Genomic DNA, 24,422 nt, shown 5'->3' on the forward strand with positions numbered 1-24,422 from the left:
ATGTGTAATAGATTGTTTAATAAGGAATTAACAAAGCAGCTTTACAATAAGCAACGCACAATCAAACAGGTTTTAATCACACAGAGCTGACAATGTAAGCTTTGCTACAAAAACAGGAGATAAGCAATGAAAATAGAAGATTTAGAGTTGGGCGATGTCGTTTATGCCGCAAAAACGATCGTTGATGATGGCTCCATACCGGATGGCGTCGAAGGCGAGATATTGGCCGAAGCTGGAACGCGCGGCGTCCTCACCCTGATCGGGCATGTGGAAGCAGAACCCCATCGCAGCGTTTTTCTGGTGCGCTTTGAAGATAAGAACATGAATCTGGGCAATCCCATTGGCTGCTGGGTTGAAGATTTGATGGTTGAACCGAGGCTTGGCAATTAGGCAATCGCTGAACGAATCTTTCCGTTATAGTAGAGGCGTGGAGATGCAATATTTTGCATCTCTACTACCAGCGCAATCAGAGCTTTGCCATTCATTCCAGCTCTTCGGCTATGTTCAGCAAAGCCTTGGCCAAGAATTTAATCAGATCTGTCGCCAGGGATAAGCCGTGTCCAATCCTGTCAGTTCATCGCTAACCATTTTTGAGGTAGCGATATCAGGCTCTGACTCTGATACTATTAAACTGCATTGATTAACACTGCCCTTTCTTTTTTCCCCGGCAGCGAAATACCGGCCGATTATTTATCCTGCGTATTTCCAGTCGGGTTCAAGTTCAAAGCTGAATTAAATAACTTCCAAGTCATATTTTTGGTAAGAGAAGTAGGGGGAATTGTCTTTTTTCAGCATTTCAATAGCGCTGAAGAAGAATGATTTGATTTCCTGGGAATATAAAGGAGAGTGGCTTTAACGCGCTTATCTTGATTCAGCGATTTCTGGGCGTGTCAATATTGCTTAAAACAGAAGGTGCTTTTTATCTTAAATTTTAAGGAGATATTTCATGTTGAAAAATAATCTGTATATGGCATTACTTGCCTCTTTATTTATAGCCGTCTTTTCTTCCACTTCCATAGCCCGGTCCGAGGTAGAGCAACAAGAGGAGTCCTTTAGTGAAACTCCTCAAGAGTTAACCGGCAGAGTAGGCGATGTGCCTGTTTTTTCTCATATCTACGGCGCTGATTTTATGACAGAGCAGGAGCGTTGCGAGTATTTACTGAAGCTTGATGGTATGAAAACCCGGCAAGAACGGGATGCGTTTCGGGCTAAACATCACGAAAAAATAGACTTGAGGCGCAAACAGAAAGGCGGCTAAAAACTAACTATTGATCAGTATCTGATAATGTAGTAACTGGCTATGTCCCGACCTATTCCGCTCGCCAATGGCATAGCCGGCGAGCGGAACTGATACAGTCTTACTGTGAAGCATCAATGGGCAATGCGGTACAGAATTGGAAGTTCCGAGTCCACCCGTGGCGAAGCTCTTTACATCTGAGATTGTAAATAATTTTGCAACCCCACTTTATTAATCAATTCGAGTTGAGTTTCCAGCCAGTCGATATGTTCTTCTTCGGATTCCAGGATACTGGAAAACAGTTCGCGGCTAATAAAATCACTCACGGTTTCGCAATAGGCAATGGCTTCTCTGAGCAGGGGGGCGGCGAGTTGTTCGAGTTTTAAATCACACTCGAGCATTTCCTGGGCATGCTCGCCTATCATCAATTTGCCGAGATTTTGCAGGTTGGGCAGGCCTTCAAGAAAAAGAATGCGCTCGATAATTTGATCGGCATGTTTCATTTCATCAACTGATTCGTGGTATTCCTTTTCGTTAAGACTTTTAAATCCCCAGTTTTTATACATTCTGGCATGAAGAAAATACTGATTGATTGCTGTCAGCTCATTTTCCAGAGCTTTGTTGAGGTATTCAATGACTTTGGAATCGCCTTTCATAAAATTATCTCTTGTCTGATCGTTAAGGAAGGAAGTGATTTGTGGCAATGGGGTCAATTCTTCGCTTACCCTGAATCTCGGATACAGCAGTAAATGAAGGTAGATTTATAGATTATAAATCTACCACGAAAACAGGAAGTTCACGAAAAAAAGCCATGACCTTAGCGTAAAAACTTCGGGTTCTTCATACCCTTCCTATTTTTATGGCTTGCTGTGAAAGTACATCTTTCATGATTAAGGGAGGTGATAGCCTGTTTTCATGACAGTTAAGCAGAGTCATAACTTCTTTATTGCATTTGCCGCAATCCTTGCCTATTCCTAAACAATGAGCCAGTTTTTTCCGCGTACAAACGCCATTTTCAATAGCGGTTAAAATCTGCGAGTCGGTGACTGCCTTGCAAATGCATATATACATCTTGCTTCCCCTGGATCCTGTTGGATGAATTAGCGTCTGCGCCGCTGCACCTGTTGTGGATCGGCCGTTATCTGCCGATAAATCTCCACCCTGTCGCCCTCCTTAATGAGGGTATCCAGCGCAGCAATTTTGCCGAATACGCCCACTTTCTGGCAGGTCAGGTTTATTTCGGGATAAAGTTTTAATACACCGGACAAATTGATGGCTTCTTCTATGGTACTGTTATCAGGCACTTCCAGACGCATCCATAGTTGTCTATCGACTTCTGCGTAACAAACTCCGACATTCATGATAATTCCTCATCGATTATTCAGTTATAGCTTCGTTTACCAGGATGGATTGCGCTTTTCTCTGCGCAAGTTTTTGATCTATCAGACGTTTGCCGACAATCAGAAAAGCCAGCATGATGAATCCGCCAGGCGGCAGAGCCATTAATAAAAAGCCTTTGTAGTCGGGAATAACAGTGACTTCCAGAAACCTGAACGACTCGCCCAGCAATAATGACGCATTGGCGAACAGGGTGCCCGAAGCGCTGATTTCTCTTGCCGCGCCGAGGGCGACAAGAACGAGGGTAAAGCCTGCGCCCATCATCAGGCCGTCCCATAAGGCATGTTTTACCGGTTGTTTGGAGGCAAAGGCTTCGGCGCGGCCTAAAAGGGCGCAATTGGTGACGATTAACGCTATAAACAGGCCCAGTACCTTATAGAGTTCGTGCGCCCAGGCATTCATTAAAATATCGACTAAAGTCACCAGCGCGGCGATCAGCAGCACAAAAATCGGGATACGGATTTCGCCGGGAATTAAATGCCGCGTTAGGGAAATCAGGCCGTTGGACGCAGTGATGACAACCAGTGTCGCAAGACCCATGCCCAAACCATTGGTGGCCGTTCCGGTTACGGCCAACAACGGGCAAAGCGCCAGATTTTGCCCGAATACGATATTGTTGTTCCAGAGGCCGTCGCTGGCAATTTTACGATAGGTTTCTGATATGAACATGTCGAATTCCTCAAGGATTAATGGCTTTCAAATTAAGACGAGACAGTTTAGGGTTAAGCTTCACTCATTGTCGGGACTTAGGCCGGCAACCGGATTGATCAGTTGCGCCTGATGGGCTTTGAATAACTGCAAGCTGCGATAAATTGCCTGTACTGACTTGCGCGGCGTGATGGTCGCCCCGGCAAACTGATCGAATTCACCGCCATCTTTTTTGACGGCCCATTGTGCCGCGCTTAAATTGTCCAGGGAGCGGCCGACAAAATTTGATATCCAGTCCGACTTTGCGGCCTCGATTTTATCGCCCAGGCCTGGCGTTTCCTTGTGGCTGAGTACACGCACGCCCAGAATATTGCCATTACGGTCTATACCTGCAATCATGTTGATTGCGCCAGAATAGCCGTCCGGTGCGGTAAATTTAAAACACACGGCAGTGACATCGCCGGACTTTTTAGCGATATAAACTGTTGTTTTGTTCGCGCCGATATTGTAGTCAGCGGATGGAATGGTCAAGGTATCTTGCAGCATGTCATTATCATGAAGAGCGGCTGGCACGACTTCTTCCAGCGATTTTGCTAAATCTTCAGCCAGCCGCTGTTGAATGGCGCCTTCTGTACTGCAATTGGTCACGCCCAGCAGCACGCTGGCAAGCAAGGCGAAGCCCGCTAGAATTCCTGTTTGAAATTTCAGGGTGGGTCTGAGCTTTTCCAGGTTCGACGGTTCCAGCCAGTTTTTCAGGAATTCCCGGTAAACCGCAATTTTTTCTTTCAGGCATTGGAAGGTTGCGGGATCACATCTCATGGCTTAGGCTCTGGCTCAAACATTTAAAATTTAGATCGTTTCCACGCTCTAGCATCATTGTCCTCAGTTAAAAACATCGTCGTTCCGGCAGAGCCTGATCCGGTCAGGGATTCACTCCGGGCTTTCCTGCCCGGAGCCCTTCGGGTAAATGCAAATCCGTTCCTGACGGATTAGTCACACCGGGCCATCCTGCCCGGAGCCCTTCGGGTCAATGCCAATCTGTTCAAGACAGATTGGTGCCGGGGAGAGCCGGACTAATTCGCCTGGAGCGAATTTGGATGTGCGAAGCCCGAACCGCAAGGATGCAGTGAGCAGCCCAGAAGCCAGGGAAGGCACGGCTACTATTGCCGGGTTACGCTATCGCTAACCCGACCTACGATTTCGGGATTTCAAGGGCTTTGCCTTTGTGGTCGCGCCCGTAAATACGCGGCCGGATGTAATGATCTATCAGCGGTGTCGCTGCATTCATCAACAGTACGGCAAAACCCGCTCCTTCGGGATAGGCGCCCCAGGTACGAATTACGAACATCAGCAGACCGCAGCCCGCGCCGAAAACCAGCTGTCCTGCCGGCGTATTCGGCGAGGTAACATAGTCGGTGGCAATGAAAAAGGCCACGCACATCATCGCGCCTGAATTCAAATGCAGAAATGGACTGATATAATGCTGGCTGTCCATGACATGAAAAATGCCGGCCAACAGCGTAACTGTCAGCAATAAGGCAAGCGGAATATACCATTGAATAATATTTTGGCGGATCAGCCAGACCCCGCCCAGACCCAGCAGCAATGTCGAGGTTTCACCCAGGCTGCCGCGCGTCCAGCCGATAAAATTAAGCAATGCGGAATAATCCTGCAAAATTTCCGGAAGCAAACGGTTTTGCGAGAATTCAGTTTTGATAAAACCGAGCGTCGTCGCGCCGGTGCTGGCGTCGATATCGGCTATTCCGGTAAAAGTAATACGCAAGCTTTCAGCAAGACCCGGCGAAGCCGGAAAAAACAACGGCGATACATTCGCCCAGGTCGTCATTTCCATAGGAAAGGAAATCAGCAAAGCGACTCTCGCCAGCATCGCGGGATTAAACAGGTTTTGTCCAAGGCCGCCATAAACCTGTTTGCCTAAAACTATAGCCAGCCCGGCGCCGACCACGCCGAGCCACCACGGCGCCCAGGGCGGCAGCGTTATCGCCAGCAGCCATCCTGTCAATACTGCTGAGCCGTCCATAATGACGGGTTTGGCAACTCTGCCCGCCAGACGCAGGCAGAAGGCTTCGAAAAAAACAGCCGATAAGACGGTAATAATAAACAGATTCAAAGCCGGCCAGCCAAAACACCAGATCCCAAACGCGGTGGCAGGCGACAGCGCCAGCATGACTTGCCACATAATATGACTAACGCTGGTTTTAACGCCTACATGCGCGCCGCTGCTGGGTTTTATATAAGCGATCATACCAATGCCCCTTGCTCGGCTTTTAGCCGTTCCCGCTCTGCCTTTGCCGCCAGACGGGCCAGCTCTTCCTCGCGCTGTTGCAGAGCCATGCGCTCCAAGCGCGCGTTGCGCGCATCGATCAGGCGCCTGGTTTGCTCGGCTTTATGCTGCGCCTGCTGTCTGGCCATGACTTCGCCCGAGGCATATTTAAAATACTGCACCAGCGGAATATTGGAGGGACAGATATATGAGCAGCAACCGCAACTGATACAGTCTTTCAAGCCTAAATCTACAGTTGCCTCCAGTTGATTGGTGCGAATAGTATTCGCCATATCCAGAGGCCGCAAGCCGGCGGGACACACGCTGACGCAACTGGCGCAGCGGATGCAGGGCTGTTCATCAGTATTTTTCAATTCACTTTGTGTTAGCGCCAGAACGCCGCTGGTGGCTTTGACGGTAGGTAGTCCTGTATGCGGCATAGCATCGCCCATCATCGGGCCGCCCATAATGATGCGCGCGGTTACTTCCGGATTCACTTCGCAAAAATCGAACAGTTCAGAGATTAACGTGCCGAAAGGAACTTCCACATTCATCGGACGTTTCACTGCGCCGCCCGCTACCGTAATCACCCGGCCAAGCAAAGGCTGTCCATGACGAATTGCTTTATGGACGGCATAAGCGGTGCCGACATTATGAATAGTCACACCGATTTCGGAGGAACGGCAGCCAACGGGAACTTCCCTGCCTGTTACATAACGGATCAATTGCCGGTCCCAACCCATCGGGTAGCGGGTCGGAATCTGGATGACCTTAATCAGAGAATACGGCTTTGCTGCAGTCTTCATGGCAAGAAAGGCGTGCGGTTTGTTGTCTTCAACCGCCACCACGGCGTTTGTGGTTTTTATGCCGGGCCGTCCCCCTTCGGGTAAATGCAAATTCGCTCCCGGCGAATTTGTCATGCCGTGCAGCATCAAACGCACTCCGTCGATAATCTGTTCGGCGCGTTCCTGCATCAGGCGGTCATCGCAGCATAAATAGGGTTCGCATTCCGCCCCATTAATGATCAGGGTATCAATATGGTTTTCACGCCCCATATTGAGCTTGACCGCAGTCGGAAACGTTGCGCCGCCCAAGCCGACAATGCCTGCCGCGCCGACGCGCAAACTGATATCTTCGGGCGCTAGCTGGAACGGGTCTGTGATGACAGGGCTTGCCAGCCATTCGTCTTTGCCATCGGTTGCAAGCACGATGGTTCGAATCGGCAGAGCGGACGGGTGGGGCGCCGGATAATCGTTTACATCAAGAATGACGCCCGAGCTCGGGGCATGGACGGGCGCGGAAATCATGCCTTGACTATAGGCCAATAATTGTCCTTTCAGCACTTTTTCACCGACTTTAATCACGGGCTCCGCGGCTTTGCCGACATGCTGCTGCAGCGGAATATATAATTTTTTCGGCAAAGGGAAGTTGCTTGCTATCGGCAGCGCCGCCGTCGCGGCTTTGTGCTCCTCGGCATGGACACCGCCGCGAATACGCGGTTTCGAGAAAAAACTTAACATACAGCGCGGCTCGCTTCAGGCAAAACGGGTTTGGCCCATCGCCAGTTACGCAAAGTGACTTCAACCGGGTGCATTTGCAGGCATTCAGTCGGGCAGACGTCGATACATTTTTTACAGGCGATACAGGCATCGGCAACCACGGCGTGAATTTGCTTGGGCGCGCCGACAATGGCATCGGTAGGACAGACTTTAAAACAACGGGTACAGCCTGTGCAGGTGGCTTCGCTAACCTTGGCAACCAGTAATTCGGGCTCCTTTATTTCGCTTAAATCCAGGTCCAGCCCTAATAAAGCGGCGATTTGCTCCGCCAGGGCGCTGCCTCCGGGAGGACATATCGTCGCGGGCGCTTTACCCTCGGCCAATGCTTCGGCGGCCGGCCGGCAACCTGGAAAACCGCATTGCCCACATTGTGAACCAGGCAGCAAGGCTTCCAGTTCATCGATAACCGGGCTGCTTTCAACTTTTAAATAACGGGCGGCAATACCCAGCAACAAGCCTAGAAATAGCCCTAACACTGTTAAACTTACAATAGCGGATAAAACATACATAGTTTTTCCCCGTAACTATTTACTGTAAAGTCCTGCAAAACCCATAAATGCCAGCGATAAAATGCCGGCGGTAATGAAAGCAATCGGCGTGCCTGAAAATAATGCCGGGACTGCCATTAACGCCAGCCGCTCCCGCAAACCGGCAAAAAGCACCATTACCAAGGTAAAGCCCAACGCCGAACCAAAACCAAAAACCATGCTTTGCATAAAACCAGATTGCTCTTGTATATTTAATAAGGCCACGCCCAAAACCGCGCAATTGGTGGTAATCAGCGGCAGGAAAATGCCCAGTATCTGATACAGTACCGGACTGGTTTTATGCACGACCATTTCGGTAAACTGCACGACTGCTGCAATCACCAGAATAAATGCGAGTATGCGTAAAAATTGAATATTCAAGGGCGCCAGAATAAAATGCTCCAGCAGCCAGCTGGTCATGGCCGCCAGAGTCAACACAAAAGTTGTCGCAAGGCCCATGCTCAATGCCGAATCCAGCTTTTTCGAGACACCCATAAACGGACACAGACCGAGGAACTTCACCAGAACCACGTTGTTGACCAGAGCCGTGCCTAATAAAAGTAGAAGATATTCACTCACCGTTGTTTCCAAGCTGTTTTCAGAACTGTTTACAAGACCACAGCATCAATTATGCCACTATAAATTTTGTGCAGAGGCAGCAAGCCTGTAAGCCAAGGGCTATGCAAAAACAGCCCAAATCAGTGCATGAAAACTGTTGCAAGTAATACATATCGTTATAGATAAAAATAATTTGTCGTAAACCTTACAAAATCTCATGCTTTATAAACGTGTTCACTTCATAGCTTTGCTTAAAACTAAAGGTGAGTCCAATGCTGGAATTATGTGAAATAGGAGTGTTGAGGTTGGCGTTATAATTGCTAGTGATATTAACTAAAGTATTCAGAAGTCCTCACACCCAGTCATAACTTATGAAAAAAACTTCCTTGCGATTTTTACAGGCACATACCAACATGGCAAGCGTCATCAGCGAACTTGCGCCTGATTTGTTTGGAGAAGGGCATAAGGTTGATAGCGACCGGACGCCTTACAGCCTGTTTGTTGAAGCGGTTGAACAGGTGCCGATAGCTATTTCAATTACCGATAAAAAAGCCAGAATTCTTTACGTTAATGAAGAGTTTTCCAGAGTCACCGGTTATCAGCCTGAAGATGTGCTGGGCGAAAACGAATCAATATTATCGGACAAACGCACCCCCAAAGAAGTGTATTATGATTTATGGCATACCATCAGGAGCAAGAAAATATGGCGCGGAACATTATGCAACCGGCATAAATCCGGTCATCGCTATCTCGCTGATTTGACTATAGCGCCGATGTTAAATCAGCAAGGGACGGTTACTCACTACATAGGCATGCATAGGGATATTACCCGGTCTCATGAATCTGAAAAAAGAATAATTAATCAAAAATTATTGATTGAATCGGTGATTAATTCATCGCCCTTGGCTATGGTGGTTATTGACAATCAGGATCGGGTGATTTTAGATAATCATAACTATAAGGCGCTGGTCACGGATCTTGATAAAGGCGAGCCTGCACTTTATTTTTTACATAAACTGCGAGAGGAAATGGGCGATTTATGGTCGCAGTTACAAGGTGATGAACAGGGTTTTGCTAACCGTGAATTTAAAATAGAAGGCAAAGGGAACGGGATATCGCACTGGTTTTCCTGTGCCGGAAACTGGTTCATGGAGAATGAAGTAAATGCCGATGCGTTTTTTGAAAATACTTCGAAGCAGTATCTGATACTGACCATAACCGATATCACGAGGCAACGCCGACAGATGGAAGAGCTGCATATTCAGACTTTAAAAACCCTTATGTCTGAGGATGAGCGAGTGCGCAGCATAAGGGAAACATTGCTGGGTGCAATACACCAAATTCAAATGCCCATGAATCAAATCAGGGCTGCCGAGCAGATTTTAAAACACAGGCAGGGAGAGCAGCAGGCGGGCCTGCTGCAGATATTGCAGCAGATTCAGCACTCGGGAGAAGAAGCCGTTTCCACTATGCAAAAATGTATTCCCGAGATTCTGCAAACCGCTGTTATTCACGTTAACCTGAACCAGATTCTGCATGACGTACTGTTACTCAGTAATCAGCGTATCTTTAGTAATGGTATAGACGTGCATTGGCAGCCGCTTGCGCAATTGCCCTGCATGCTGGGTTCTGAAAATCGCCTGCGCATATTATTCAAGCAATTGATAGACAATGCGATTGAAGCCATCAGCGAGTCGGATTGTACGCAGCAGCGGCTCAAGATTACTACGAATGCCGACGCTGATTTGATTTATGTCAGCATTGAAGATACCGGGCCGGGGATTCCGGTCGATAAGCGCGCAAAAGTATTTGAACCTTTTTATACCACTCGCCCCATGGGAGGCACTCAGGCCGGAATGGGGCTGGTTATGGCAAAGGAAATTGTTAACCAGCACCAGGGATTTATTGATATAGATCCAGGTTATGCTCAGGGATGCCGGCTCAGGATAAGTTTTCCCCGGCACAGACAGAAGCCCGGGGGTCTGGACTAATGTCGGGGCGTACACAATTAATCGAAGCCGAGCTGGATACCTTGTACCTTATCAGTCAGGTATTAAACAGTACGCATGACTTGTATGCGAAATTGCAAGCCGTTCTGGAGATGCTCCATAAAAGGTCAGGTATGCGTTCCGGTATGATAACGCTGCGAGAAATTGAAAGCAGCAGCATGATTGTCAGCGTTGTCCATACAAACGGCGCAGGTAAATTTTCCGAGCCGGTCAGATACAATCCAGGTGAAGGATTAATGGGCGCCATACTCGATGAGGGCAGTACGATTGTTGTTGACAAGGTATCTGAAGAGCCGCGTTTTTTAGGTCGTATGGGCTTGTATAAGCCCGAGTTACCTTTTATCGGCTCACCGATCTACATAGAAGAAGGCGATACCATCGGCGTGCTGGCAGCCCAGCCTGATAACAGTTTGTTTCTGGGCGAGCGTGCCCGGTTTATGGAGATGATTGCCAATTTGATTGCGCAAAGCGTCAAAATGCTGCGGGTAATCGAACGCAATCAGCGCAATCTGTTGAGTGAGCGGGATCAACTCAAACAGGCGTTGATCAAAAACTATAGCTTCGAGAATATCATTGGCCATTCGCTGCCAATGTTAAAAGTGTTTGATGTAATACGCCAGGTTGCCAAATGGAATACCACGGTATTAATTCGAGGCGAATCAGGAACCGGTAAGGAGGTGGTCGCCAATGCGATTCATTTTAACTCAGGCTGTGCCGGCGGCCCATTTTTAAAACTGAATTGTGCAGCCTTACCCGACACCTTACTGGAATCGGAATTATTCGGGCACGAAAAAGGTGCATTTAGCGGCGCCCTAAGCCAGCGTAAAGGCCGTTTTGAATTAGCGGATAACGGCACCCTGTTTCTCGATGAAATCGGTGAAATTTCAGCCTCATTCCAGGCAAAACTGCTGCGCGTATTACAGGAAGGCGAATTTGAACGGGTGGGCGGCACCCAAACCATCAAGGTTAATGTTCGCATCATTGCCGCGACCAATCGCAATCTTGAAGAAGAAGTCACCGAAGGCAAGTTCAGGGAAGACCTGTACTACCGGCTTAATGTCATGCCTGTGCAGATGCCCGCCTTACGCGACAGGACTGAGGACATTCCGCAGCTATCCGAATTCCTGCTCGGCAGAATTTCTGAGCAGCAAGGCGGGCGGCCTCTGGAAATCAAGGAAAGTGCGATACGCATATTAATGAAACACAACTGGCCAGGCAATGTCCGGGAACTGGCAAACCGGCTTGAACGGGCGGCAATCATGAGTCCCGATGGCGTCATTGATCGTGATGTCATGGTCAATTCCGGCCTGGAAGATGTTGTGGCGCAGGCAGGGCTTAACCTTAAACCCCAAAAATCGCTGGCAGTTGACTTTAATGATGAAAACATGGATGACCGTGAACGGGTTATTGCCGCCCTGGAGCAAAGCGGTTGGGTTCAAGCCAAAGCCGCTCGTCTGCTGAATATGACGCCAAGACAAATCGCTTATCGGATTATGACCCTGGATATTACCATGAAACAAATTTAAGTAATCTCTGTCCAGTTCTCCGATAATGCTCTCCTGAATGCTGGACGGTACAGTTTGTGTTGATTCCATCTGTTTTAAAAGGGCACTATTTTGCATCTCTGCATGATAAGCTGAGATTTGTAAGATTTTCTGAAGAGTTTGGGCAGCCATGTCATTTTAAAAGTCAGGTTTAAACAGCATAATTGGATTGATAAGACTGTCAAATTTTCAAAATGTCAAAACACGAGTTGACAAACTTGGGCAAGGCGGCGAGTGCAGAGAGGAGTACAGAATTTTGGTTTATAAAGATTCTTGCAAGCGCCGCGGGGGCGCCTTGTTAGGCGGGGTTATGGGGAATGCCGACGATCGGTCATATATAAAATAGCAAAGGCGAAAAGGGCCAGCTTTGGATAATGGAGACGTCCGAGCACCGAGGCGCCAGGATGGTCGCTCCACGGTCACCGGCTTCGGATAAGCCGCCCAGTGCTCGGGATTGGAAGAGGTGATTAGGCATTACTGCCAGCGCAGGGTTGTGAAGGGGCGGACTCGCGGCGGCAATCGACCTGCAGATGACGATCCGCCTTCAAGTCCGGCTGCGTGGCAGCAGAAAATACGAGACAAGATTGCTCCTTAAAACTAAGGGCGAGCTGCGGCTGCCACAGTGCCGGAATAGCTCATCATGGCAGGGGTTAAGATACAAGATTGGGGTTCGTACTGCGCCCCAAATCTGCGAGCTATATATATTACGTATTATCTGGCTGTTCTTTGGACAAGTGTTTGTTGATGACAGAAGGCAGCTGTTTGGGCGATTTAATACGTAACTGTTTATTGATATTGAATCGTCCAAACACAACTTCAATATCATTTACTGTGACCCCGAATTCTTTTGCCAGGAATCGAACCATATGATCGGTTGCTCTGCCTCCTACCGGCGTGGCGGTGACGCTCACTTTGAGCTGATGACCTTTAGGCTTGCCAATGGCGTCCTGTTTTGCGCTGGGCGTACCAAGAATATTAAGCACCAGGATGTCGCCATCCCAGGCACAAAAAGAATCTATCGCCAATCCTTTGCGCCCGGCGTTGCCTTCGGATTTTGATTTTGTTTTTTTCGGTTTTGCCACAGAATCTAGTTAATGTAGAGATAAATTTCCTGATGGACTGAGTTGGGACCATATGGCGAGCATAAGGTATACGCATCGCGTATCATTTCCAAAAAGTTCCGAAAAGGATTTAAAGGAGACGCTATGAACATCTTATAATACTAAAAAATTACCGGGGACAAGGCGTAATCGCTTTACCGGTCTTGACGCAATTGACGGGTTGCGTGCCTCAGCCTATCCTATGGTCCTGTACCCATTGGAAAAGTGCATAGGGAATAACATGATGATACCGGAGTTTGTTGATAAGGGGACGTAAACCAAATGTAGGGCATGCATCCCGGTACCTTTTGAGAATGATAAAGCATCATTCACCCGCCCATTGAACGCCGTTAAGCCCGGCATAATCCTCAATTTTCGAGCCCCGGCGTTAGGAATAATCGCCGTCATCCTGTGGCATAGTTCAGATCGCCTGAATATGACCGGGTAATATGACCAGCGCATCGACCTCAAAAGGCAATTGACTCCAGCGATGCCAAATTGTAGCTCGCAAATAATCTCGCCCCCTGTCACTCGCCAAAATGCCCGCCCGCCTTTCTGTCACCCTGGTAAATAAAAATGACCACCCACCCGGTACATAACAACGACGATAATCGGACAAGACAGTCTCCGAAAAAATGCCCTGCTACGGTGAGATTTTGCGAATTCATGTTCGCGCGCTCCGCGGCATTGTCTGGTTAGACGTACTTTTCAGTCAACATCCCTTCTGATTTTGTCTGCAATCTCATCGGCTTCCCTCATCAAATCAAAGATTTGCTTTTTTATATTCGCATATCTGGCCCATTCCTCGGGCATTGCTGTTTTAATTTTATCTATATCTACTGGTTTGGCATAACCATCAAGATAGGCTTGTATTTGCGCTTTCAAAGCTTTTTGTTCTTGCTCATCTTCCACTTTGGTCTCGATGAACTCTTGCCAATCCTTTGATCCCTTCTTTGAATTGCAGTCACGACAGCAGGGAAGTAGATTGCCGATTTGATGGCCATAGCCACGAAATTGAGAATCCTTTACCAGGCCAATAAGATGATCCCAGGTTTGCGCATGGCCACCGCAGTAAACACAAATAAGAGCATCGTCAGGATTCTGCCCCAAGAGCCTTAAAGCAATATTCAGCATTTGTGAATCGTAGTTATCATTGGGTGCGAGCGCAGAAGCAAATGCACGATTAATTGTGGTCTTTCTCTTTTGAAAAATTGAGTATGGCTTGAGATGAGTTTTGATGCTTTCTTTTTTCATATGCTAGAGATGATTCACTTGTTTACATCTAAAGAGTTATTAAACAGATCGGTCTATCACTCATTTTTCATAATATACAAATATATACATAGACGACTTAATGCTCAGTGTTTAAGCTGTTATTTCACCCACACTTACTCTCCCCGCAATTCAAACAAGTCATACACCCATCCATCAACACCATGGCCTTGGTGCTGCACTTGTTGCAGAGCACGGCTTTTTCCGGGAACGCCTGGCCTTCCGACTCGCCATGCTGGGCTTCGAATTCGCGGCGTTTTTGGTCAAGAAACTTTTTCTGGTGGTCGGTCATCGCTTCCGGCTTGATCATGCCGATGTGTTTCAGGTGCGATTCGATGGCGTAGCCGATTTCGGCGACCAGCGACGGCATGAATATGCCGCCTTTTTTGAAATAGCCGCCGCGCGGGTCGAATACCGCTTTCAGCTCTTCGACCAGGAAGCAGGAATCGCCGCCTTTGCGAAATACCGCCGAGATAACGCGCGTCAGCGCCAGCACCCATTGGAAATGCTCCATGTTTTTGGAGTTGATGAAGATTTCGTAAGGGCGGCGCTCTTCGTAGGGGGTGCCCTGGTTCAGGATGATGTCATTGATGGTGATATACAACGCATGTTCCGACTGCGGAGTTTTGATCTTGTAGGTTGAGCCTACCAGCACTTCGGGCCGCTCGACGTTTTCGTGCATGTGCTGCGGCGACTGCTGTTCTTCCTGCTTGGCCGCTTTGATGTCGTCTTTGTTCAGGACTTTGTAGCTGACGATTTTTTTGGTGATTTTATGTGCCATTTTGATATATCTCCCCTTAGAATTTACCGTAATAGCCTTCTTTCAAGGCATCGAACAGGTTCGCGGCGCTGTGGATTTCGCCGTCGTATTCAATCTCGTCATTGCCTTTAAATTCGGCTACCGAGCCGTCTTCAAGCGTAAATTGATAGGTGGTGTTTTCCAGATCGGATTCCTTGACCAGCACGCCCTGGAATGCTTCCGGATTAAAGCGGAACGTGGTGCAGCCTTTCAGTCCCTTGTCATAGGCATATTCATAAATAGACTTGAAGTCTTCATAAGGGAAATTAGTCGGCACGTTAGCCGTCTTCGAAATGGAGGAATCGATCCATTTTTGCGCGGCGGCCTGGATATCGACATGCTGTTTCGGACTGACATCATCGGCGGCGATAAAATAATCCGGCAATTTCTGCTCGGGATTGTCGCTGTAAGGCATGGCGTCAGGATTCACCAAAGCCCGATAAGCCAAGAGCTCAAAGGAAAAAACATCCACTTTTTCCTTGGATTTCTTGCCGGCGCGGATCACATTGCGCGAATAATGATGGGCAAAGCTGGGTTCAATGCCGTTGCTGGCATTATTGGCCAGCGACAGCGAAATAGTGCCGGTCGGCGCGATGGAGCTGTGATGGGTGAAACGGGCGCCGGTTTCAATCAATTCGGCGATCAGCGCAGGCTCTTCCTTTTCCAGTTGCTGCATGTAGCGGCTGTATTTGGCGAATAAAAGTTTGCCGGGAACCTGATCGCCTATTTTATAGCCGTCGGCAATCATTTCCGGGCGTTTATGCAGCATTTCCCCGGTGATCGTAAACAGTTGCTCCATAATCGGGGCGGGGGCTTTTTCCTTGGACAGAGCCAATCCTGCTTTCCAGCCTTCCACTGCTAGAATCCTGGTGACGTCTTCAGTAAATTGCAGCGATTGGTCATCGCCGTATCTCATGCCCATCATCGTGACGGTCGAGCCCAGCCCCAGATAGCCCATGCCGTGCCGGCGCTTGCTGATAATTTCCTCGCGTTGCCCGGCCAGGGGCAGGCCGTTGACTTCAACCACATTATCCAGCATTCGCGTAAAAATCCGGATGGTTTTACGGTAAGTATCCCAGTCAAAATGCGCTTCGCCAGTAAAGGGTTTTTTAACGAAGCGGGTCAGGTTGATTGAACCCAACAGGCAGCTGCCGTAAGGCGGCAGGGGCTGTTCGCCGCAGGGGTTGGTGGCGCGGATATTTTCGCAAAACCAGTTGTTGTTCATTTCATTGACTTTATCGATCAGAATAAATCCGGGTTCGGCATAGTCATAGGTTGAGGTCATGATAATATCCCACAAACGGCGCGCAGGCAGGATTTTGGTAATCCGGCAGGCAACCAGCCCGTCATTGTTGACGACATATCCGTCCTTGCCGGGAAGATCGCGCCAGATGATCTGCTCCTTATTGCTTAAGTCCAGTTTATCCAGTCTGACTTCTATTTCGGTGACAGGAAATGATAACGGCCAGGGCAGATCGTTTTTTACGGCTTCGACAAATTCAGTGGTAATCAGCAGGGACAGATTAAACTGGCGCAGCCGGCCGTTTTCGCGTTTGGCGCGGATAAACTCAACCACGTCAGGATGACCCACATCAAAAGTGGCCATTTGCGCGCCGCGCCTGCCGCCGGCAGACGATACGGTAAAACACATCTTGTCGTAAATATCCATGAACGACAGCGGCCCGGAAGTATAGGCGCCTGCGCCCGAAACATACGCGTTTTTGGGACGCAAGGTCGAGAATTCATAGCCGATGCCGCAGCCGGCTTTCAAGGTAAGCCCGGCTTCATGCACCTTGTGCAGAATATCATCCATGGAATCGGCGATAGTGCCGGAGACGGTGCAGTTAATCGTCGAGGTCGCCGGTTTGTGCTCCAACGCTCCGGCATTGGAGACAATGCGCCCGGCCGGAATAACGCCTTGCCGCAGGGCCCATAAAAATTCCTTGTAATGCTGTTCCTGTTTATTTTTACCTTTTTCCACTTCGGAAAGTGCTTTGGCAATGCGTTGATAGGTTTCGTCAATAGTGGCATCCAGCGCTGCCCCATCCTTGGTCTTCAAGCGATATTTAGTATCCCAGATATCCATTGACGCATCCTGAAAAGGTATCTCGGTTACAGTGTTTGCGATAACATGAAGTTGTGCTGTCATGGGGCTGCTCCTCTGGACGTTAAAATTGAGTTGAAATAAGCATTAAATCAGCAGATTAGCGAATAGGCGATCACAGCTTATTCTGTCTATATCTAGTATTTTCTTTAATATTATAACACAATATATAGTGTTATGTGAATAGATAATGAGCCGACAGGCAATAAAAATAAGCTACAGCGCTTGCCTGCGGTTATCTTGAAAAATTTCTTCTGGCATCCCGGATGCCAGAAGAAGCTAAAATAAATACCTTTCGGTTTTGACTCAAACTCAACTTTAGGGTAGCTTTTGCTGGAATCAAAGACGTAGGCTGTATTGGTGGTCCAGGTATGATTTTTTTATCTGTAGAAAGTGATAGCGACTTATTAACTTTACATTTCTTGTAGAGATCGGGCATAAACGGGAATCGTCGTTTAGGCCACGGGTTTTATGATTCTTAAGTGTTTATTTATAAAGATTGGTTGATCCGGGAGGAGATGGATTTGAATACATACTTCACTAAAGTAATGAACCGGCAAGACGGTATTTCAGCCGCTATCGGAGATATAGACCTAAAGAATTACCTGGCCATCATTTTTCAGCTAGGAATTGTTGCCCTGTTGTTACGGCAACTTCATATTGAAAGCGCCGCCTTTCTGCGTCTTGCCATACTGGTATTTGGGGGCTTTGCTCATACTGCCATTGCGTTTGCGTTAAACCCGTAGCTTGTCTAGATATTGGGCCTGTAAAATTAGATTAGCGGCGGTGATTGCAAGGAACGGCCGAATCCGGCAACCCGCAAGATATAGAGCTCATACTATCTGGATATTGCAGGTTCTGAACATGTAATAGGTTTCTTGTGACTTATAAAATGGGCTGGCGCCCTTTAAGGTAAATTCCCATGGGCGCCGTCGGCATTTGATAGAAGTCCTGGTTGCCCCATCCGGTTTCAAGGTGGTCAATGCTGAAAAAGTCCTTATTAATCAGTCGAAAATCATCCGCTATATCAACCCTTTTTACAACGCTACTGATATCCCAGCCGTGGCTTACCAGCTAGTTATTTTCACCTGGTTGCTTTTGTCTAGGCCCCGTTACCCCTCATTGAAGCGGTGCATCTGCTGTTAATTAATATTGCCGTTAAAAACAAAGGTGAAAAATCCGATTAATTATATTGTTCATCATGACCCGTATATTATTCATCGTGCGACTAAAAAGTTGAGCGGAGCTCTCGGGATAGGGTAGAGGTAGTTAATTCCAATTTTGCTGCCTTCTAGCGCCCCTGTTTCAGCCGGTCTTTCTGACTATCAACAAACTGCAACTGGCCTTGCAAAATAGTCAGATAGTAAATGGCTTAAGGAAGTAAAGCTTTAAAATTTGCTCAGTCAGAAATGTCATTCAACCAGAAAATCCCCGCTTTGATGTTGCCACATCGCATAATATTTGCCTCTTAAATCCAATAATTGATGATGTGTGCCTTGTTCAATAATATTGCCGTGATCCAATACTACAATACGATCCATGTGCAAAATTGTCGAAAGCCGGTGAGCAATTACAATAGCGGTTTTATCTTTGATCAAGTCAAAAATAGCCACCTGGATGAGCTTTTCAGTTAGAGAATCAAGCGCGCTGGTTGCTTCATCAAGCACTACAACAGGCGCGTTTTCCAGAAAGGCGCGGGCAATGGCAATGCGTTGTTTTTCTCCTCCGGAAAGTTTTACGCCGCGTTCGCCGACCATTGTTTCAAACCGATCAGGCAAGCTGCTGATAAATTCCAGGCTGTGAGATTTGCGAGCGGCATTAATGAGTTGCTCGTCCGGAATATCGCGGCCGAGAGTAATATTATCTCTTATTGAACGGTGAAATAAATCGGATTGTTGTGGCACGACCGATATTTGCTTCCGCAATGAGCTCAAAGTTATATCTTTTGCTGCTATGTCATCAAACCGAACCGTGCCTTGTTGCGGCTCGATGAAGCGAAATAGCAGTTTGGACAAAGAAGACTTACCTGAGCCTGACTGACCTACCAGCGCCACTTTTTCCCCTGGGTTCACCCTCAAACAAAAGTTCTCAAATAATTTTTTCGGATGAGGATGTGCGCAATAGGTAAAGTGAATATTGTTAAAATTAATCGCCCCTTTGGTTATGGTTAAAGGTCTGGCGTGGCTTTCATCTGTTTCAATGTCGGTCGGATTGAAAAGTTCCGCCATTTCCATCGCATCTGCCAGGGCCGAAAAAAAAAGCGGGAAATTACGACCAAATCCCCATAGACGTGAAATCAGAATTATCATGACAGTTTGAAATAAGACAAATTCTCCAACCTGAAAATTGCCTGCTTTCCACTTTTGAATTATCAAATAGACTAGAAGTAATTCCATGCCAAATGTCATCAATCCCTGTACAGCAAATGATATAAACATAAATTTAAAGGATGTTTTCTTGGTTTGATAAACCTGATCTGATGCCTGATTAATATTGACTTGCTCACTAGGTTCCAGCGCAAAGCTTTTGACAATAAAAATATTACTGAGGGCATCAGACAAAACACCTCCCAATTTCGAATCGCTTTGAGCAACTGATTTATCAAAGCGCATTTTCCAGATGGAATAGGTAATGTTCCAGGTCATAAAAACTACCGTCCATATCAGAAAATAAAAAGCGAACTCGCGCTGCTGCCGGTAAAAAATGCTAAAAGAAATAGTAATGGTCAGAATGTTCATGAAACACTGGAAGAATACCCACTCCAGTATAATTTCATAAGAGTGGCAAAAGCGATTTACTTGTCGGATTAGACTGCCGGAAAAATTTTTCTCGAAAAACGCATAGTTATGATTTTTCAGCACATGGAAGCAACGCTTCCCCAGCATATTGGCACCCCCTGCTCCAAGCGGAACCATGACTATTTCGACTAAGCGCCATAATAGCCACGTCCCAGCATAGATAAATCCAATAAATTTAAGATTTTCAAATAAAGTAGCCAGGGTAGTTTCGGAATAAGGTTCTGCCAGTCCGTTGGCAATATTTTTATAGTACAGGGGCACGGACAGATCCAGAAAGGTAATAGAGGCTAAAGCGCTTAAAGCAATTAGAAAAAACCATTTTCTCTGCCAGATGACCTGGCTGTATTCTTTAAACAATATCTCCATAACTAGCCCTTCCTCCTCAGCGTTGGAAATTTTTAACAGAATACCATGTTAGCTTAAGCTATAAATCGGTAAAAATACTTATCGTTTATACTTAAATTGAAAAACAGAACCGACTTTTTGCTCAGTGGGATGTTAAGTGATATTGCCCTTTTTCCATGCATACGGTTGCACCATGTAAGCATTTTTGCACAAAAATGATGCGTATGATTTGCTTTAATATTTCAATCCTTAAATTTCTGATGAAGTTGCTTATATAAAGTCAAAGGTTTATAGAAAGTGGCATGCTGATTGCTGCTATTTTCAAATAGCATTAACTTGGTCAATGAGGTTTGACATGAGCGCAAAACAAGTATTAATCGTCATTGGTAATGGCATGGTAGGTCAGAGCTTTCTTGCCAGCCTCGTTGACAGCGGACTTAATGATCATTACAAAATAGTGACATTCTGTGAAGAGCCCAGAGCGGCTTATGACCGGGTGCATTTATCCTCCTTTTTTTCCGGCAAAACTGCGCAGGATCTGTCTCTGGCTGAGCCTGACTTTTTTGAAAAAAACGGCATCACCATTTATATAGGCGATAAAGCTGCCAGAATTGATCGCGACAATAAAACCGTTACTTCTTCCAAGGGCGTGGCCATTCAGTATGACAAACTGGTTATAGCGACAGGTTCCTACCCATTTGTGCCGCCGGTTCCGGGACATGACCGGAAGAATTGTCTGGTTTACCGTACCATCGAAGACCTTGAAGCCATGACGGTTGCTGCCAAAACCGGCAAGGTCGGCACTGTCGTCGGCGGTGGTTTACTGGGTCTGGAAGCCGCAAAGGCGCTAAAAGATTTAGGGCTGGAAACGCATGTGGTCGAGTTTGCGCCCCGGTTAATGGCCGTGCAACTGGATGATGCCGGGGGCGCCATGCTCAGGCATAAAATTGAACAGCTGGGCGTCCTTGTTCATACCGGCAAAAACACCAGCATTATTACTGATGGCGAGCAGTGCGTTAACAAAATGTGCTTTGCCGATGGTGAAGAACTTGAAACCGACATCGTGCTGTTCTCGGCAGGTATTCGTCCGCGTGACGATATAGCCCGCGATTGCGGCTTGGAAATCGGCCCGCGCGGCGGCATCGCCATTAATAACCAATGTCTTACGTCAGATTCTGATATTTACGCGATTGGCGAATGCGCCTTATGGAATGGCATGATTTATGGTCTGGTAGCCCCAGGTTACGCCATGGCGCGTACGGTTGCCGCCGATTTGGCCGGCAATGAAGCCAGCTTTACCGGCGCTGACATGAGCACCAAACTGAAACTGATGGGTGTTGATGTCGCCAGTATCGGTGATGCCCATGCTAAAACCCAGGGCGCTTTGGTTTATACCTACCAAAATGGCGCCAGTGAAGTTTATAAACGCCTGGTGGTCAGTCAAAATAAAAAGCAGCTGCTGGGTGCTGTATTGGTGGGAGATGCCTCAGGCTACGGTACGTTATTGCAGTATTGCCTGAACGGTATTGAGCTGCCGGAAAATCCGGATGCGCTGATTTTACCGCCGCGTTCCGATGAATCAGTCGGTTTAGGCCCCGATGCCCTGCCGAATTCCGCTCAAATCTGTTCCTGCTATGATGTGACCAAAGGCGCCATTTGCCAGGCTATAGAAGCAGGCAGCACGACCCTTGGCTCTTTAAAGGAAAAAACCAAGGCTTCGACAGGATGCGGCGGCTGCGCGCCTTTACTGAAAGCAGTCATGAACTGCGAACTGGCAAAGCACGGCTATGTAGTCAATACCGATATTTGTGAGCATTTTGCCTATACCAGGCAGGATCTTTACAATCTGATTATGGTTGAACAGATTAAAACCTTTGATGAATTGCTGGAAAATCACGGCAAAGGCAAAGGCTGTGAAATCTGCAAACCGACCGTCGGCTCTATTCTGGCTTCGTACTGGAATGAATATATCCTTGAAAAAGAGCATATCGGGCTTCAGGATACCAATGATACCTTTTTGGCCAATATGCAAAAAGATGGCACGTATTCAATAGTGCCGCGTATTACCGGTGGTGAAATCAATCCCGATATGCTGATCGCACTAGGGCAGGTGGGCAAAAAATATAAACTCTATACCAAAATTACCGGCGGCCAGCGCGTGGATATGTTTGGCGCGCGAGTCGATCAATTGCCGCATATCTGGAAAGAACTTATCGCTGCCGGCTTTGAATCCGGCCATGCCTACGGCAAATCACTGCGCACGGTTAAATCCTGCGTCGGCAGCACCTGGTGCCGCTATGGCATCGACGACAGCGTCGGTTTGGCTGTGGAACTTGAAAACCGTTACAAGGGCTTGCGTTCGCCGCACAAATTAAAGTTTGCCGTGTCCGGCTGCACGCGCGAATGCGCGGAAGCGCAGGGTAAGGATGTCGGCGTGATTGCAACGGAAACCGGCTGGAACCTGTATGTCTGCGGCAACGGCGGCATGAAGCCGCGGCATGCGGATTTATTTGCCACCAGTCTGGATAAAGAGACTCTGATTAAATATATTGACCGGTTTTTGATGTTTTATGTAAGAACCGCCGACCGTTTGCAACGCACAGCGGTATGGATGGAAAATATGGAAGGCGGTCTGGATTATCTGAAGGCAGTGATCATTGAGGACAAGCTGGGGCTTTGCGAGCAACTGGAACAGCAAATGCAGTATGTTATTGATACCTATCATTGCGAATGGAAAACCACCATTGAGGATGAATCAAAACTGAAGCGGTTCCGGCATTTTATCAACAGTGATAAAGCCGATGATAATGTGGTGTTTGTAGAGGAGCGTGGACAAATTCGCCCCGCTGATGAAGAAGAACGCAAACATTTTAAAATAGTGGAGGTGGCTTGATGGCGCATTGGGTGGACGTTTGCAGCGTTGATGATTTACAGCCCAATTCCGGCGTTTGCGCACTGATTGAAGGTCAGCAGGTAGCTATTTTTTACATGCCTAAAGAGAAAACCGTTTATGCCCTGAACAATTACGATCCTTTCGGCAACGCCAATGTGTTATCGCGCGGATTAATCGGCGATATTAAGGGTCAACCGGTCGTGGCATCGCCTTTATACAAGCAGCATTTCAATCTGCAAACAGGCGCCTGTCTTGAAGATGAAACCGTCACTATCCCTGCCTATGACATTCGTATTGAAAATGGTCGGGTCAAAGTCAGCATTAATGCGGAATAGATCTATGAATTATAAATATTACATTGCTGATGCATTTACCAACCAGATCTTCAACGGCGCCCAGATTGCAGTGTTCCCCAATGCAGATGGCCTAAGCCATCTGCAAATGAAACTGGCTGCCAAAGAACTGCATTTATCCGAAACCGTATTTGTATTTCATGAAGGCAAAGATACCAAAAGGCGCATGCGTATATTCACGCCTAAAGGTGAAATTGATTTTGCCGGGCATCCGGTAATTGCTACAGCTTTTGTCCTGGCTTCCTGCGGTGATATTGAGTTAACAGGAACATTCACGCCGATTGTTTTTGAGCAAAACAGCGGGCCTATCAACACCAATATCACCAACGACAACGGCAAGCCTGTGTTTATACAATTTACCCGCAAGGTTTCACCTATTGTTGATCGCTTTGCCCCGCCTGATGGCGAACTGGCCAGTTTTCTTTCCATACCGCAGGGACAGATTGATCATAAAAAATATAATACGCGGTTGGTTTCGTGCGGTTTTCCCTATCTTGTTGTGCCTGTTTATAACTACGAAGCCGTTCGGTCGGCAAAATTTAATTATCAGGCCTGGAGTGAGTCCGTTGCGCCGCAAACAGCAGCCCAGGAAATACTACTGTTTTCGGCCAGGACCCCTTTTCAGGATGCCGACTTCAATGCTCGCCTGTTCGGGCCCAATATAGGCTTGCATGATGATCCGCCGGTTGGAACTGCCATGCCGGCTTTCGCGGCGTATTTATGTTCTTTCGATCAGTTGAAAAAAGGCACCTACACATTTGCTGTAGATCGGGGCGAGATAAACACTCGCCGCAGTGTGATCAATCTGGAAATGGATCATAAGCGCGAAGATACGTTAACCATCAGGGTGGGCGGGGAAGCGGTAATGGTGGCTGAAGGTACAATTCATGTGCCTGCCGTCGAAAATATTTCTTAACCAAGCCATTTTCATTTAATCAGAAAAGTGCGAAGCATTAAAATTTTGCTTCGTATTTGCGTCTGTGAATAGACATTT

The 24,422-nt window shown here is 47.4% G+C and carries 22 protein-coding genes; 8 read left to right on the top strand and 14 right to left on the bottom strand.

What is annotated here, in order from left to right; all coding sequences use genetic code 11:
* Positions 1 to 126 precede the first annotated feature (126 nt).
* Entirely contained in the window at positions 127 to 390 is a 264-nt protein-coding gene (locus tag HUX64_RS10605; RefSeq protein WP_174626210.1) for a nitrogen fixation protein NifZ, read from the top strand.
* A 556-nt stretch (positions 391 to 946) separates the two neighbouring features.
* Positions 947 to 1,258, top strand: coding sequence for a hypothetical protein (locus HUX64_RS10610; protein ID WP_174626211.1), 312 nt, complete (start codon positions 947 to 949; stop codon positions 1,256 to 1,258).
* Positions 1,259 to 1,428: 170 nt separating this feature from the next.
* Here the strand turns inward: HUX64_RS10610 and bfr are convergent, their stop codons facing one another.
* The 9 genes from bfr to rsxA form a co-directional block, all read right to left on the bottom strand.
* Positions 1,429 to 1,893 carry a bacterioferritin gene (gene bfr / locus HUX64_RS10615; RefSeq protein WP_174626212.1) on the bottom strand — a complete coding sequence of 155 codons (465 nt, stop codon included), beginning with the start codon at positions 1,891 to 1,893 and terminating at the stop codon, positions 1,429 to 1,431.
* Between the two features lie 184 nt (positions 1,894 to 2,077).
* Complete coding sequence (locus tag HUX64_RS10620; RefSeq protein ID WP_174626213.1) at positions 2,078 to 2,308, bottom strand: (2Fe-2S)-binding protein; 231 nt, start codon at positions 2,306 to 2,308, stop codon at positions 2,078 to 2,080.
* A 29-nt stretch (positions 2,309 to 2,337) separates the two neighbouring features.
* Positions 2,338 to 2,598, bottom strand: coding sequence for an RnfH family protein (locus tag HUX64_RS10625; RefSeq protein ID WP_174626214.1), 261 nt, complete (start codon positions 2,596 to 2,598; stop codon positions 2,338 to 2,340).
* Positions 2,599 to 2,614: 16 nt separating this feature from the next.
* Complete coding sequence (locus HUX64_RS10630) at positions 2,615 to 3,304, bottom strand: electron transport complex subunit E (protein WP_174626215.1); 690 nt, start codon at positions 3,302 to 3,304, stop codon at positions 2,615 to 2,617.
* A gap of 60 nt (positions 3,305 to 3,364) precedes the next feature.
* Entirely contained in the window at positions 3,365 to 4,102 is a 738-nt protein-coding gene (rsxG, locus tag HUX64_RS10635) for an electron transport complex subunit RsxG (RefSeq protein ID WP_174626216.1), read from the bottom strand.
* A gap of 373 nt (positions 4,103 to 4,475) precedes the next feature.
* Entirely contained in the window at positions 4,476 to 5,549 is a 1,074-nt protein-coding gene (locus tag HUX64_RS10640; RefSeq protein ID WP_174626217.1) for an RnfABCDGE type electron transport complex subunit D, read from the bottom strand.
* Positions 5,546 to 7,087, bottom strand: a complete 1,542-nt coding sequence (rsxC, locus tag HUX64_RS10645; RefSeq protein ID WP_174626218.1) for an electron transport complex subunit RsxC — start codon at positions 7,085 to 7,087, stop codon at positions 5,546 to 5,548. The genes HUX64_RS10640 and rsxC overlap by 4 nt, the downstream gene beginning before the upstream one ends.
* Positions 7,081 to 7,635: an RnfABCDGE type electron transport complex subunit B gene (locus HUX64_RS10650; protein WP_174626219.1), complete on the bottom strand. Its 555-nt coding sequence runs from the start codon at positions 7,633 to 7,635 to the stop codon at positions 7,081 to 7,083. Before HUX64_RS10650 ends, rsxC begins: the two co-directional genes overlap by 7 nt.
* Before the next feature lie 15 nt (positions 7,636 to 7,650).
* Complete coding sequence (gene rsxA, locus HUX64_RS10655) at positions 7,651 to 8,232, bottom strand: electron transport complex subunit RsxA (protein ID WP_174626220.1); 582 nt, start codon at positions 8,230 to 8,232, stop codon at positions 7,651 to 7,653.
* 350 nt (positions 8,233 to 8,582) lie between these two features.
* Between rsxA and nifL the strand changes: the two genes are divergently transcribed.
* Positions 8,583 to 10,202 carry a nitrogen fixation negative regulator NifL gene (gene nifL / locus HUX64_RS10660; RefSeq protein WP_174626221.1) on the top strand — a complete coding sequence of 540 codons (1,620 nt, stop codon included), beginning with the start codon at positions 8,583 to 8,585 and terminating at the stop codon, positions 10,200 to 10,202.
* On the top strand, positions 10,202 to 11,746 hold the full coding sequence (gene nifA / locus HUX64_RS10665) for a nif-specific transcriptional activator NifA (protein WP_174626222.1): 1,545 nt from the start codon (positions 10,202 to 10,204) through the stop codon (positions 11,744 to 11,746). The genes nifL and nifA overlap by 1 nt, the downstream gene beginning before the upstream one ends.
* 722 nt (positions 11,747 to 12,468) lie before the next feature.
* On the opposite strand, the gene HUX64_RS10670 is transcribed toward nifA, so the two are convergent.
* The 4 genes from HUX64_RS10670 to HUX64_RS10685 form a co-directional block, all read right to left on the bottom strand.
* On the bottom strand, positions 12,469 to 12,846 hold the full coding sequence (locus HUX64_RS10670; protein ID WP_174626223.1) for a DUF167 domain-containing protein: 378 nt from the start codon (positions 12,844 to 12,846) through the stop codon (positions 12,469 to 12,471).
* A 726-nt stretch (positions 12,847 to 13,572) separates the two neighbouring features.
* Complete coding sequence (locus tag HUX64_RS10675) at positions 13,573 to 14,118, bottom strand: HNH endonuclease (protein WP_174626224.1); 546 nt, start codon at positions 14,116 to 14,118, stop codon at positions 13,573 to 13,575.
* Between the two features lie 124 nt (positions 14,119 to 14,242).
* Positions 14,243 to 14,917, bottom strand: a complete 675-nt coding sequence (locus HUX64_RS10680; protein ID WP_174626225.1) for a TSCPD domain-containing protein — start codon at positions 14,915 to 14,917, stop codon at positions 14,243 to 14,245.
* A 16-nt stretch (positions 14,918 to 14,933) separates the two neighbouring features.
* Positions 14,934 to 17,084, bottom strand: a complete 2,151-nt coding sequence (locus HUX64_RS10685; RefSeq protein WP_174626226.1) for an adenosylcobalamin-dependent ribonucleoside-diphosphate reductase — start codon at positions 17,082 to 17,084, stop codon at positions 14,934 to 14,936.
* A gap of 479 nt (positions 17,085 to 17,563) precedes the next feature.
* On the opposite strand from HUX64_RS10685, the gene HUX64_RS10690 reads away from it, so the two are divergent.
* Positions 17,564 to 17,785, top strand: coding sequence for a hypothetical protein (locus HUX64_RS10690; RefSeq protein WP_174626227.1), 222 nt, complete (start codon positions 17,564 to 17,566; stop codon positions 17,783 to 17,785).
* Between the two features lie 666 nt (positions 17,786 to 18,451).
* Here HUX64_RS10690 and HUX64_RS10695 read toward each other — a convergent pair.
* Positions 18,452 to 20,203: an ABC transporter ATP-binding protein gene (locus tag HUX64_RS10695; RefSeq protein ID WP_174626228.1), complete on the bottom strand. Its 1,752-nt coding sequence runs from the start codon at positions 20,201 to 20,203 to the stop codon at positions 18,452 to 18,454.
* Between the two features lie 334 nt (positions 20,204 to 20,537).
* On the opposite strand from HUX64_RS10695, the gene nirB reads away from it, so the two are divergent.
* Genes nirB through HUX64_RS10710 form a run of 3 tightly spaced genes read left to right on the top strand, consistent with a single transcriptional unit; the run spans position 20,538 to position 24,344 of the window.
* Positions 20,538 to 23,075: a nitrite reductase large subunit NirB gene (nirB, locus tag HUX64_RS10700; RefSeq protein ID WP_174626229.1), complete on the top strand. Its 2,538-nt coding sequence runs from the start codon at positions 20,538 to 20,540 to the stop codon at positions 23,073 to 23,075.
* Positions 23,075 to 23,410 (top strand): nitrite reductase small subunit NirD, encoded by a 336-nt coding sequence (gene nirD, locus HUX64_RS10705; RefSeq protein ID WP_174626230.1) that lies wholly within the window; start codon positions 23,075 to 23,077, stop codon positions 23,408 to 23,410. Before nirB ends, nirD begins: the two co-directional genes overlap by 1 nt.
* 4 nt (positions 23,411 to 23,414) lie before the next feature.
* The gene (locus HUX64_RS10710; RefSeq protein WP_174626231.1) at positions 23,415 to 24,344 is read left to right on the top strand and encodes a PhzF family phenazine biosynthesis protein; all 930 of its coding nucleotides are present in this window, start codon (positions 23,415 to 23,417) and stop codon (positions 24,342 to 24,344) included.
* Positions 24,345 to 24,422 lie beyond the last annotated feature (78 nt).

Source organism: Candidatus Methylobacter favarea, from assembly GCF_902806695.1.
In the GTDB taxonomy this organism is placed as follows: Bacteria; Pseudomonadota; Gammaproteobacteria; order Methylococcales; family Methylomonadaceae; genus Methylobacter_B; species Methylobacter_B favarea.